Annotated in this window: 11 protein-coding genes; 6 read left to right on the top strand and 5 right to left on the bottom strand. The window is 42.5% G+C overall.

Going from position 1 to position 13,461, the window contains the following annotated elements; translation table 11 throughout:
• Positions 1-48 precede the first annotated feature (48 nt).
• The 5 genes from iscU to fdx all read left to right on the top strand — a co-directional run bounded on the left by iscU (position 49) and on the right by fdx (position 3,692).
• Complete coding sequence (gene iscU / locus FTU01_RS03805) at positions 49-435, top strand: Fe-S cluster assembly scaffold IscU (protein WP_180068535.1); 387 nt, start codon at positions 49-51, stop codon at positions 433-435.
• A gap of 36 nt (positions 436-471) precedes the next feature.
• A complete protein-coding gene (gene iscA / locus FTU01_RS03800; RefSeq protein WP_004786063.1) occupies positions 472-792 on the top strand; it encodes an iron-sulfur cluster assembly protein IscA in 321 nt (106 codons plus the stop codon).
• 131 nt (positions 793-923) lie between these two features.
• Positions 924-1,439, top strand: coding sequence for a Fe-S protein assembly co-chaperone HscB (gene hscB, locus FTU01_RS03795; RefSeq protein ID WP_104426170.1), 516 nt, complete (start codon positions 924-926; stop codon positions 1,437-1,439).
• A 39-nt stretch (positions 1,440-1,478) separates the two neighbouring features.
• Positions 1,479-3,338 (top strand): Fe-S protein assembly chaperone HscA, encoded by a 1,860-nt coding sequence (hscA, locus tag FTU01_RS03790; protein WP_180138198.1) that lies wholly within the window; start codon positions 1,479-1,481, stop codon positions 3,336-3,338.
• A gap of 15 nt (positions 3,339-3,353) precedes the next feature.
• Complete coding sequence (gene fdx / locus FTU01_RS03785) at positions 3,354-3,692, top strand: ISC system 2Fe-2S type ferredoxin (RefSeq protein WP_034702567.1); 339 nt, start codon at positions 3,354-3,356, stop codon at positions 3,690-3,692.
• Between the two features lie 72 nt (positions 3,693-3,764).
• Here fdx and FTU01_RS03780 read toward each other — a convergent pair whose 3' ends face one another.
• From FTU01_RS03780 to aspA, 5 genes are all read right to left on the bottom strand, one after another.
• Positions 3,765-5,255: an adenylate/guanylate cyclase domain-containing protein gene (locus tag FTU01_RS03780; protein ID WP_159122747.1), complete on the bottom strand. Its 1,491-nt coding sequence runs from the start codon at positions 5,253-5,255 to the stop codon at positions 3,765-3,767.
• 57 nt (positions 5,256-5,312) lie between these two features.
• The gene (locus tag FTU01_RS03775; RefSeq protein WP_004786072.1) at positions 5,313-5,747 is read right to left on the bottom strand and encodes an HIT domain-containing protein; all 435 of its coding nucleotides are present in this window, start codon (positions 5,745-5,747) and stop codon (positions 5,313-5,315) included.
• Between the two features lie 226 nt (positions 5,748-5,973).
• Positions 5,974-9,435, bottom strand: coding sequence for a transcription-repair coupling factor (gene mfd, locus FTU01_RS03770; protein ID WP_180138196.1), 3,462 nt, complete (start codon positions 9,433-9,435; stop codon positions 5,974-5,976).
• Positions 9,436-9,559: 124 nt separating this feature from the next.
• Positions 9,560-9,919, bottom strand: coding sequence for a hypothetical protein (locus FTU01_RS03765; RefSeq protein ID WP_180138194.1), 360 nt, complete (start codon positions 9,917-9,919; stop codon positions 9,560-9,562).
• Positions 9,920-10,043: 124 nt separating this feature from the next.
• On the bottom strand, positions 10,044-11,492 hold the full coding sequence (aspA, locus tag FTU01_RS03760; protein ID WP_180138192.1) for an aspartate ammonia-lyase: 1,449 nt from the start codon (positions 11,490-11,492) through the stop codon (positions 10,044-10,046).
• Positions 11,493-11,905: 413 nt separating this feature from the next.
• Here aspA and putP point away from each other — a divergent pair, with 413 nt between their 5' ends.
• The gene (gene putP / locus FTU01_RS03755; protein ID WP_180138190.1) at positions 11,906-13,420 is read left to right on the top strand and encodes a sodium/proline symporter PutP; all 1,515 of its coding nucleotides are present in this window, start codon (positions 11,906-11,908) and stop codon (positions 13,418-13,420) included.
• The last annotated feature ends 41 nt before the right edge of the window (positions 13,421-13,461 follow it).

Below are 13,461 nucleotides of genomic sequence, written 5' to 3'. Positions count from 1 at the left end.
AATCCCCATATTTATATTAAGGCTGACCCCGAGTTTTGGAGAAGCAACATGGCTTATAGCGAAAAAGTAATTGATCATTACGAAAACCCACGTAATGTTGGTGTTTTAGACAAAAATGCAGAAAACGTTGGTACTGGTATGGTCGGTGCACCTGCTTGTGGTGACGTAATGCGTTTACAGATCCAGGTAAATGATGAAGGCGTGATTGAAGAAGCACGTTTTAAAACTTATGGTTGCGGTTCTGCAATTGCATCAAGTTCATTAGTGACTGAATGGTTAAAAGGTAAAACCTTAGACCAAGCACAAGCGATCAAAAACATTGATATCGCAAATGAATTGGCTCTTCCACCAGTAAAAGTGCACTGCTCTGTACTGGCTGAAGATGCAATTAAAGCGGCTGTTGAAGACTACCGTAACAAGAAGTCTAAAGTTTAATCATTCGTTTTTTGAAGAAAGATTCACGGAGTTTTCATGATCCACTTAACTGAAAATGCAGCAACTCATATCAGCAATTACCTCAAAAGTCGCGGTAAGGGTGAAGGCATTCGTGTTGGTGTGAAAACTTCAGGCTGTTCTGGTCTTGCTTATGTTCTTGAGTTTGTCGACGAAGTCGATACTCATGACCAGGTCTTTGAACAGTTTGGTGTTAAAGTTTTCGTAGACCCAAAAAGTCTGGTTTATCTCGAAGGTCTAGAAATGGACTACGTGAAAAACGGCTTGAACGAAGGCTTCGAATTTAATAATCCAAATAAAAAAGGCGAATGTGGTTGTGGTGAGTCATTCACTGTCTGATTGCAGCAATAATTCTCTTTTTTCAGCATTAAAACAGTGTGAAATACACTGTTTTAATTGCATTTAGGCAGTTATTTTAATTGTCATCAAGTTTAATCATTTTTGCATATTAATCGCGGACTCTATCTCCCATGAATCATTTTGAGTTGTTCAATCTTCCTGTAGCACTCGATATTGATTTAGCCACTTTAAAAGCAGAGTTTTTAAAGTTGCAGCAACAATATCACCCCGATAAAGCTGAAGATAAAGATCAGGCTTTGATTAAATCAAGCGAGATCAACCAGGCATTCAAGGCTTTGTCAGCGGTTGATAGCCGTGCAGCTTATTTACTGTCTTTAAAAAAACAAGACTATCATCTGGATCAGTCTATTAGCGATTTTGAATTTCTTCAGGATGCGCTGGAAATTCGCGAACAATTAGATGAAGCCTCATCGGCTGAAGATCTTTCTTCTCTGAAAGTTGAAGTTCAGCAATGGATTGATGGTCTGGTTCGTGAGTTCAAAATCGACTATGAAGATGAAGACTGGAGTGAAGCTCGCGATACCGTGCGTAAACTGCGTTTCTTTGTTAAAGTCATGGCAGACATCGACAAAGCGGAAGACCGTTTCCTGGATGATGACAGCTTTGATCTTGATGATGAATTTTAATTTTTCTATTTAATTTTAACGTGCAAAGGATGTAACACTATGGCTCTCTTGCAGATTGCAGAACCAGGTCAATCAAGTGCACCACATGAACACCGCATTGCGATTGGTATCGATTTAGGCACCACCCACTCTTTGGTTGCCACGGTTCTTTCAGGTCAAGCCAAAGTACTCAAAGATGAACAAGGTCGTGTGTTACTTCCTTCTATCGTTCATTATGCAGCACAAAGCACTGAATATGGCGATGATGCCAAACCTTTTATTACCACCGATCCTAAAAATACGATTGTATCCGTAAAACGTTTTATGGGTCGCTCCCAAGCAGATATTAAATTCCAGCATCCTTATGCCTTGGTGGGCGAAGCGAATGAAATGCCGGCATTTGAAACTGCGCAAGGACGTAAAACGCCAGTTGAGATTTCTGCGGAAATTTTAAAGCAGCTTAAAGAACGTGCTGAAGCCAACTTAAAAAATGAGATTAATGGTGCCGTGATTACGGTTCCTGCATACTTTGATGAAGCACAACGCCAGGCAACACGTGATGCCGCGCAACTGGCCGGTTTAAACGTTCTGCGTTTATTGAATGAACCAACAGCTGCTGCGGTGGCTTATGGATTGGATCAGGAAACCAACTTGAGCACAGATCGCAACTATGTGATTTATGACTTGGGCGGCGGTACCTTTGACGTATCCATTCTGCGTTTCTCTCAAGGTGTGTTCGAAGTATTAGCGACTGGTGGCCATACTGCTCTAGGTGGTGACGATCTGGATCGTCTGATTTTAAAATGGGCTAAAAAACAGCTTAATATCGAAACCCTAGATGATGCTGAATATGCGCATTTCATTACTGCTGCGCGTAAAGCTAAAGAAGCATTATCTGATGCAGACTCAGTTGAATTAAAGCTGCTTGATCAAAGCCTGACTTTAGATCGCCCGACTTTTGAAGAAATCATCAAGGTTGCTTTGGATAAAACCATCAGCGTTTGTAAGCGTGTTATGCGTGATGCCAAGCTGGAACTTGATGATATTCAGAATGTGGTGCTTGTAGGTGGTTCTACCCGCTCGTATGCCGTGCAAAAAGCAGTACGTGATGTATTTAACCAAGAACCTCTGTGCACCATTAACCCGGATGAAGTAGTTGCGATTGGTGCGTCAATTACAGCGAATCAGCTCATTGGCAACAGCAAAGATGGATCATTATTATTAGATGTGACTCCACTTTCTCTTGGTCTGGAAACTATGGGCGGTCTGGTTGAACGTCTGATTTCACGCAATACCGCAATTCCAGTTGCACGTCGCCAGGAATTTACAACGTATCAGGATGGCCAAACCGCTATGCTGATTCATGTGGTACAAGGTGAACGTGATCTGGTAGAACATTGCCGTAGCTTAGGCCGTTTTGTCCTGCATGGTATTCCACCAATGACCGCAGGTCAGGCACGCATTGAAGTGACTTTCCAAGTGGATGCGGATGGCTTATTAACCGTTTCTGCCAAAGAAATGACTTCAGGTGTGACTGCACAAATTGATATCAAACCATCTTACGGTCTGTCGAGTGAAGATACTGAACGTCTGCTGTTAGAAGGTTATCAGTTTGCTGAAGAAGATAAGAATCTTCGTCATTTGCAGGAAACCAAGGTGGAAGCACAACGTGAACTTGAAGCACTGGTTCAGGCATTGAAAGTAGATGCTCAATTGATGAATGAACAGCAATTGGCAGAACTGACTGCTGCGCAAGCACGACTTGAGTCCGAGCTACAAGGCACAGATATCAAAGCCATTGAATCTGCAGTAGAACAGCTTAAAATACATAGTGATGCATTTGCTGCTCTGCGCATGAATCAACATATTGATGCTGCCCTTAAAGGCACTAAACTCGACGATTGGTCAAACTCAAACTAATTTAAGGTAAAGACTATGCCACGTATTAAAGTTCTTCCACATGCGCAAATTTGCCCTGAAGGCGCTGAGTTTGAAGTTGAACAAGATGCCAATCTATGTGAAAGCATGCTGAAAAACGGAATCAAGATTGAACATGCGTGTGATATGTCATGTGCATGTACCACTTGCCACGTAATTGTTCGTCGCGGTTTCGACAGCCTTGAAGAAATGAATGATGTCGAAGCTGATCTGCTCGATCGTGCTTGGGGTTTAGAGCCTGATTCCCGTCTGTCTTGCCAAGTGAAGATTGTGGATGAAGATCTGGAAGTTGAAATTCCAAAATATACCATTAATCATGCTTCAGAAAATCACTAAGATTCTGAAATCAAAAAACCACGCTTAAGCGTGGTTTTTTATGGTCTTTATCATTTATTTAAATCATAAAAATTAGATGACTTTTGATCGTTCAGCTGCTCGAAATGCTTCTTCAGCAGATAAAGGTTCAATGACTTCATCTTCAAGTTTTAATTTCACAATTCCTTGAGAGTTGGTCAGTTGCTGCTGGGTTTGAATGCGTTTAATCATTTTTTCTAGCACATGCAACAACTCTGGATAATCATAGTTTTGTACTTCATCCAGATTTAGCAGTAAATGAAAGCCTTTATACTCATAATCAAACCAGCGCTGATATTCAACTTTCTGGAAGGCATATTTTTCCATCACTTGCCAAGTGCGAACCGGTGCCTTAATCCCTTTCAGGAAAATTGGCTTTTTAGGTGCACATAGATAGTCATTTTTGATCAGGTTATGGGTATCTTCAGAAATCAGGATTTCATCAACTTCCGCAGCACTTTGTAAGCGTGCAGCCAAATTAGCATCACGACCAACAATGGTATAGGCCATACGGTGATTGGCACCATAGTTCCCCACGTGACAATAACCGGTCGAAATCCCCATACGGATATGTAATGGCGGATAACCCATTTTAATCCAGCGTTCGCGTAGTAATTTCATTTGCTGACGCATTGAAATCGCCATTTCCAGACAATTTTTAGCATCCTGCTCTACACCATCTGAATGCGGATCACCAAAGAAGATCAGGATGGCATCCCCCATGAACTTATCGACCGTTGCTTCATATTTCTTGGCGATTTCAGTCATATGGCTTAAATAGTCATTCAACAGGAAAGCCAAATCATCCGGAATCAGAGTTTCAGAAAGCTCTGTAAATCCCTGAATATCCGAAAAGAAAATCGTGAGTTTTTTACGTTTGTATTCGATCTTAGCTTCAGACTCGCCTTTCATGATGGATTGCCATAACTGCACTGGCGCATAACGGCTGAGCTGGTTAGCAAATTCCATATAACGGTTCATCTGGTCAAAATAATGATTTTTCTTTTGGGTCATATATTGCATACGACCGCTTTGATAGAAATTTCCGACACCAAAATAAGTAATCAAACAGATGAAACCTAGTACGGTGAGTTCCGTACTGGTGGGACTGAAATAGCTGGTAAACCCAAAAATGCCAATGGTAGACAGATAAAAGATCATGGTGCCAATCAGGCCAGCCAGTGACACCATCATGAACGAAATCTTGTTATTAATGGCGGTATATAGCAATGTGACCACTGCCAGTAGAGACAACACCAGATCCAGATGCACAGCTGCAAGTACAACCGATACGATAATCACATCTAGAACAAAGAAGAAATTACGTTTTAAATTATAGTCGTATTTATAAATCATCCACCGGGATAATTTCGGTGTGATCACCAAAACCAGTGCCAGAAATAACGGAACAAAAATCTGGTAATTGGTGTCCGGTTCCGTGTAGTGATAGACGATCAGAACCAGAGACAGCATGATATATCCCATCATCCGATGGAAATATTCAAACTGTTTTGGTTCCTGATGAATCCAGTCGTCTAATTGCACTCAATTACTCTCTTAAAGTCCAAAATCCTGAATGGACCATAAAATGTATGTCAACGCTTAGTCCATACGCCAGTCAAATGGCATATCCCCTTGACCGCGTAAAGCCAGCATCAAGGTTTGACGCATATGTGCCAATACTTCACTGCTATAAGGAACTGCTGGAGTGCCCCATACCGGCTTAGGCCATGCCACATCGTTTTGATAACGAACCACATGATGAAAATGCAGTTGCGGCACCATATTGCCCAAAGCTGCGACATTCATTTTGTCGGCACGAAATACACGCGCTAACTGGCTCGATAACCAGCTTGATTCACGTAAGAACTGCTCTTGGTCAGCTTGGCTCAATTCATATAATTCGGTAATGCCTGGTACACGCGGAACCAGAATCAACCACGGAAATTGCATATCATTCATCAAACGACATGTTGATAAAGGAAAGTCGCCTACAAAAAACGTATCTTGAGCAAGTTGTGGATGCAAACTAAACATATCTTTATAAATGATGCAAAATTAGAATGATGGCTAATACTACCATATACAATTGCGGCTGAGTATTGTAAGCGGGCGCTTTAGGGCAATTTTGTATGAATTGTGAAGGACAAAACGGCAAACTATTAGCTTAAATAATTTCATATGAAAACAAGCTGATATTCACACTATATTTATAAAAATGAAATATAGTGTGAATATTCACATTCTATAAAATCTAAAACTATTAATTTAGCTCTTTTAATAGGCTATCCAATAAATCACTGATGAACTGGATTCTTTTTTGATAATCTTCCAGCATCACCATCACTTTTAATCGCTGACCGCCTTCCATCCTGAAATAGGTCGGATGTTTCTGCATCATCTGGATAATACTCATGGCTTGAACTGGTGTATCTGGCGCAAACTCGATATGGCCACCCTGCCCACCAATGTCAATTTTGGTAATGCCCAGCTGCTCAGCTTTAAGACGTAGCTGATGCACAGCAAATAACTGTTTCACCGGTTGCGGCGGAATGCCAAAACGGTCAATCAGTTCCATACGGATATTATCGAGTTTTTCCTGAGTATCGGTATTACTGATGCGTTTATAGAACAGCAAGCGCTGATGTACATCACCCAGATAATCGTCCGGAATCAAGGCTGGCATATGCAGGTTGATTTCCGCAGTTAAAGACAAGGGTGCATCAAAATTCGGCGTTTTACCTTTTTGAATGGCTTTAGTCGCCTTTTCCAGCATTTCCATATACAGGCTATAACCGATCGCCTGCATCGAACCACTTTGCTGCTCGCCTAGAAGTTCACCTGCACCGCGAATTTCCAGATCTTCGGTGGCCAGCATAAAGCCTGCACCCAAAGTCGAGGCACGTTGAATCGCTTCCAGACGTTTTTCTGCATCGCCTTTCAAGGCTTTTAGGGATGGCACTAACAGATAGGCATAGGCCTGGTGATGCGAACGCCCAACCCGGCCACGCAACTGGTGTAACTGTGCAAGACCAAGCTTATCTGCCCGCTCAATAATAATGGTATTGGCATTCGGCACATCAATCCCGGTCTCAATAATGGTCGAGCACACCAGGACATTGTATTCCTTGTGGTAGAACTGTTGCATTACCTGCTCCAGCTCACGTTCACGCATCTGACCATGTGCCACAATGACACGTGCTTCAGGCACCAGATTTCGGATATTTTCTGCAGCACGTTCAATGGTATCCACTTCATTATGCAGGAAATAGACCTGACCACCACGCAGTAATTCACGCAGAATCGCCTCTCGAATAGTGTCGCTGGTATGTTCCTGCACAAAAGTTTTTACAGCCAGACGGCGTGCTGGTGGTGTTGCAATAATGGACAGATCACGCATTCCGCTAAAGGCCATATTTAAGGTACGTGGAATTGGCGTTGCTGTTAGGGTCAGCATATCCACATCGGCACGCAGGGCCTTAATACGTTCTTTATCACGTACCCCGAAACGATGTTCTTCATCGACAATCATCAGTCCCAGATTATGGAACTGGACATTTTCCTGTAAAAGCTTATGGGTGCCGATGACAATATCGACTTTGCCATCCGCTAAATCCTCAATCGTTTTGGTATGCGCTTTAGATGAACCGAAACGGGAAAGCACCTCAATCCGAACTGGCCAGTCCGCAAAACGGTCTTTAAAAGATTCATAATGCTGTTGTGCCAGCAAAGTGGTAGGCACTAATACCGCAACCTGACGGTTATTTTGAACTGCGACAAAGGCTGCCCGCATGGCGACTTCAGTCTTACCAAAGCCAACATCACCACAGACCAGTCGGTCCATTGGTTTGGCCAGTTGCATATCATATAGCGTGGCTTCACTCGCATTGGCCTGATCTGGTGTTTCTTCATAGGCAAAGCCGCTAGCAAACTGCATATACAGACTTTGATCAACCTCAAAACTGATCCCCGGCTTAGAAGAACGACGTGCCTGAATATGTAATAACTCGGCTGCGACATCATGAATCTGTTCCAAAGCCTTACGTTTGGCTTTATTCCAGGCATCCGTACCCAGTTTATGTAAAGGTGCCAGATCTGGATCGCCACCACTATAGCGGCTGATCAGATGCAGGTTAGTCACCGGCACATAGACTTTAGCGACTTCAGCATAGTCCAGTTGCAGAAATTCATGGTCCTGATCATCGATACTTAAAGTAATTAAGCCTGCATAACGTCCTACACCATAATCAATGTGTACCACTGGTGCACCAATGCTTAGCTCGGTCAGACTGCGGATCAGGAATTCTTCTGACACTTCCTGCTGACGCTTGCGACGACGCTGGACCACACGATGTTCGTAAAGCTGATTTTCCGAGATCACACTGATCCGATTTGTCAGAACCAGACCACGTTCCAATGGCGCACTGGTAATCGCAATCGCATGCAAAGATTCGACAAAAGAATCAAAGTTTTCTACAGTCGGAATATCGCCCAGACTTGGACGCAGCGCATCTTTTAAGGTTTCACGCCGACCGGCACTTTCAGCGACCAGTAAAACCGGATGATTGGCCGCATCAATATATTTTTTGACTTCGGTAAAGGGCTTTTCACGTTTTGGATCAACAGGCAAGCGTGGTGGTAACTGGGTATCCAGATTAATCACGCCGGCTTTCTCATCAAAAGCTTCTTGTGCCGCAATGATGCGACTAAACTGATTTAGCTGTTCTAAAAGCTGATTGGTCGGACAGAACAGTGCTTCAGGCGGCAGAATCGGCTGATCAATATTATGACGGCGATCTTCATAACGGCGAGTTACGTCCTGCCAGAACTGTTCTAAACTCTGCTCCAACGCCTTATCTGTAATGACAATGCCATTCTTTGGTAAGTATGAAATTAAGGTACTTTGCCCTTGCATCGCTTCATGACTAAAGAATAAAGGCAGATAAAACTCGATTCCCGGCGAAGCAATGCCATCCATCACATCCTGATAAATTGGATTTTTCTTTGGATTAGCTGTCGGGAAAAATTCTGCATAACGGTTACGGAAAGTAGCACGGCCTTCCTTAAGGGGAAATTCTTGTGCAGGTAATACCGTAAATTGTTCTAAAGTTTGCGTAGTACGTTGCGTTTCCGGATCAAAAAATTTCAGGGTTTCAATTTCATCATCGAACAGGTCAATCCGGATTGGTGCATCCTGACCTGAAGCATATATATCGATAATGCTACCGCGAACTGCAAATTCACCATGGTCATAAACGGTATCGACCAGATGATAACCAGCCTGAATCAGTTTTTTCTTTTGCTGTTCCAGATCCAGCTTTTGCCCGACTCGAATATCGAAGTGTTCACCCAGCACCCATGAAGTAGGTGCAACACGCTGTGCCAATGTAGAAGCTGCTAGCAACAATACGCCACCTTGGGGCATATTAGATAAAATTGCCAGACGTTCAGAGACGATATCCTGATGCGGTGACAGACGGTCATAAGGCAAAATTTCCCAGTCTGGAAATATGGTCGGTTTAATCCCATAAAATTCCAGTTCACTTTCCAGTTGACCCAAATGCTGGTTATTACGCGTAACAATGACAAATAGGCGCGATTGCTGCTGCTTGATAATTTCTTTCAGCAATAATGCAGTAGACGAGCCTTGCAGATTGCCTAACCAGCGTTTCTCGCCTGCCTTGAGCTTGGGTAAATTAAGTTGGGAAATTTCTTGTTGGAACATGTATATAGCTTTAAAGTCTAAACAACATGAAGCTTATACTATCACGATGATCTGGTGCTATTTCGTTATTTTTATGCAGTCGTTACAGATTGACTGCATAGGATAAAATCAGCCTATGATTCAGTTATTTTTTATCACGTAAAAAGTTACGATAATAGTCATTTAACTTTTTCACAATCATTTTAAATTGCAGCAGGTTTTCTTCAGTATTTCCTAATCTTGCATTAAAACGCTGATTGGCAATTTCCAGATCAATTTTTTCATTAATGATCATTGCAGTCGAATAAAGCGCTTTTAAATCATCAAAAGTTTTCATGCGTCGGTTAGACAAATATTCCAGCCGCTCGCCCAGCTCCTCATTTAAATTAATCCTATCCACAATATAGCCGATCCCTTCTACATATTGGATATGATTCTCTTCCAGAAAAATCTGAGCCGGATCAGGTTTATTTGATTTAAATAAGTTACTGATTTTATCAAACATGCTATGCACTCAATTCATTGTGTCATTGATATAGTCTAGATGAAAATACCCCAAACCCACAGACGGGATTTGAGGCAAATGGTTAAAATCAGTACGAGTCTATATTGGACTCATCCTTAAACTTTCAGGATACCTGTTCCCATTGGTTCATCATTGGGACTTCTGAAACCAGATTTTCAAAGGCAAAGATTTCATCCAGCTGAATTTCACTCAATAAACCCAGCTCCAGCACCACTTCGGGTACAGTTTTATTTTCACGAATACATTGCTTGCCAATTTCATCACAAGTGGCATGACCTAAAAGTGGTTCCAGTAAGGTAATAATCCCGATACTGCGCATTACAGCATTTAAACAGTTCTGTTCATTGGCCTGAATCCCGGCAATACATTTTTTTTGTAGGGTTTGCATACCTTGAGTTAATAATTGGATGGATTCATTCAAAGATACTGCAATGACCGGCTCCATAACATTCAGCTGTAATTGTCCTGCTTCTGCTGCCATCGTTATAGTCAGGTCATTACCAATCACGCGAAACGCAATCTGATTGACTACTTCTGGAATAACTGGATTGACCTTAGCTGGCATGATAGAAGAACCCGCCTGTAATTCTGGCAAACGGATTTCCGCCAGACCGGTACGCGGGCCAGAACTTAAAAGACGCAAGTCATTACAGATTTTGGACAACTTAACAGCCAGACGTTTAAGACTACTGGACAGAATAATAAACACGCCACAATCGCTGGTCGCTTCGACATAATCTTCCGCGCCTTTTAAAGGTAGGCCAGTAATTTTCGCTAAAGTTTGTACTGCATGTTTGGCATAACCATCTGGAGTATTCACGCCGGTTCCAATGGCGGTCGCACCCAAATTTACTTCCAGCAATAACTGACGCATTTGTTCTATCAGCTTCAGGTCTTCTTTCAATAAGGTTGCGAAAGCACGGAATTCCTGTTCCAGTGTCATTGGAACCGCATCCTGTAACTGGGTACGCCCCATCTTGATCACATACTGAAACTCTGATGCCTTGCTATATAAAGTATCAATCAACGATTTTTGTACATGAAGCAGTTCATCCAGACGTGTATAAGTCGCTAGACGTAGTGCCGTGGGATAGACATCATTGGTTGATTGTGAAGTATTCACATGATCATTTGGATGCAGGATATGGTAATCGCCTTTACGATGCCCGAGCAATTCTAGTGCCCGATTTGCAATGACCTCGTTTGCATTCATATTGATAGAAGTACCGGCTCCACCCTGATAAGGATCAAGCGGAAATGCTTCCTGCCAGTCCTGAGGTTGATGAATCAATTCATCACAGGCTTGTTGAATAGCACTACTTTGTTGTTCTGATATTTTCTGAAAATGTAAATTCGTTTGTGCTGCTGCTTTTTTAACTTGCGCCAATGCGCGAATAAAGTGTGCTTGCTGACCTACTGCCAGACCTGAGATCTGAAAATTCTCAATCGCACGCAAGGTATGAATACCATAATAGCTGTGCTGGGGAATTTGTTTTTTCCCCAATAAATCCTGTTCAATTCGACTTGATTCTATTTGCAACATATTGTCCATGTCATATTACTCTTAGCAATGATGCACCATTCAGAATGGCATTCATTCACTATGAAGAGAGGCCCTAAAAACAAATAGAAGTGATTTAAGCAGGATTTGAAACAAAATATGTCTAATTCGAGATTGTTGTTATTTTTGTAAAATTGTGTAATTAAAATACAAAAGTTCAATGAATTTAACTGTTTATTAAAATTGCCTATTTTTCTCCAAAACCATGTGTAACTTTGTATTTTATAACCCTCTACTAATTCTTCATTTATATGAGAAAATTCTTAATTTACATAAAATATACACAAAAGCTGCTCAACTGTTACAGAGTGTAATTTTTAAACCATGTTTGAATCACTGCCCTGTGAATGCAGTTCAAAAATCATCCCGGATGATGATGTTCAAAATTTAAGGATACTCTGCCTATGAGCTCGCTTAACCCAACACTGATTACTTTTATGTTTTATATCGTCGCCATGATTGGGATCGGTTTATATGCCTATCGTGCGACATCCAATTTTGATGAATATATTCTGGGTGGGCGAAGTCTGGGCAGTGTAGTGACTGCGCTTTCCGCAGGTGCATCCGACATGAGTGGCTGGCTGCTGATGGGCTTACCCGGAGCCATCTATTTTTCCGGTCTGTCAGAAGTCTGGATTGCGATTGGCCTGATTATTGGCGCCTGGCTGAACTGGTTACTGGTAGCTGGCCGTCTGCGTGCCCATACTGAATTTCAGAACAATGCTCTGACCCTGCCTGATTATTTCACCAGCCGTTTTGCGGATAAGAAACGAATCTTACGCTTACTATCAGCCATTGTGATTCTGGTGTTCTTTGCAATTTACTGTGCTTCCGGTATGGTCGCAGGTGCGCGTCTGTTCGAAAGCCTGTTTGGCTGGGATTACACGACAGCACTTTGGCTCGGTGCAGTGGCCACGATTCTGTATGTGTGTATTGGCGGCTTCCTGGCAATCAGTTGGACCGATACCTTTCAGGCTGGCTTAATGATCTTTGCGTTGCTTATTACACCCATCATTACCTATCTGGCATTGGGTGATAACGCTCAACAGGTGGGCACCCTACTGGAAACTGCCCGTCCACATGCATCCAATATGCTGGAAGGCCTAAGTTTTGTCGCGATTATTTCTAGCTTGGCTTGGGGCTTAGGCTATTTTGGTCAGCCACATATTCTGGTGCGCTTTATGGCGGCAGATTCGGTCAAAACTATTCCTACTGCACGCCGGATCGGCATGACCTGGATGATTCTGTGTCTGGTGGGTGCAATGTCGGCGGGCTATATCGGGATTGCTTATTTTGCAGCAAATCCTGACCTTCCTGCTGCTGCAATCGTCAACCAGAATCCTGAAACCGTGTTTATGGAATTGACCAAAATCCTGTTTAACCCTTGGATTGCAGGCATCATATTAGCGGCAATTCTGGCTGCGATTATGAGTACATTGAGCTGTCAGTTACTGGTTTGCTCGACCACCCTGACTGAAGATTTATACAAAGGCTTCCTGCGTAAAAATGCTTCACAAAAAGAACTGATCTGGGTGGGTCGTGGCATGGTGATTGTGATTGCCTTGATTGCAATCTCCTTGGCCATCAATCCAAACAGTAAAGTTCTAGGTCTGGTGGCTTATGCCTGGGCTGGCTTTGGCGCTGCCTTTGGTCCTTTGATCATTTTCTCACTGTTCTGGAAACGTATGACCCTCAACGGCGCGATTGTCGGAATGGTTGTCGGTGCTGTAACCGTAATTGCTTGGAAAAATTATATGGGTGATACCGGTCTGTACGAGATTATCCCGGGCTTTATTCTGGCAGTGCTGAGCATTGTAATTGTGAGTCTATTGGATAAAGCGCCAAGTCACGATGTCGTCAATCGTTTTGAACTGGCAAAAACCGAATATCAGAAAGAAATGGCTGAAATGAATAAATAATTTTTCTATTTCAAATTAAAAAGGGACTTTATGTCCCTTTT

This window comes from Acinetobacter sp. YH12043 (genome assembly GCF_013419915.1).
In the GTDB taxonomy this organism is placed as follows: domain Bacteria; phylum Pseudomonadota; class Gammaproteobacteria; order Pseudomonadales; family Moraxellaceae; genus Acinetobacter.
This window is presented reverse-complemented; position numbering and strand designations above follow the sequence as displayed.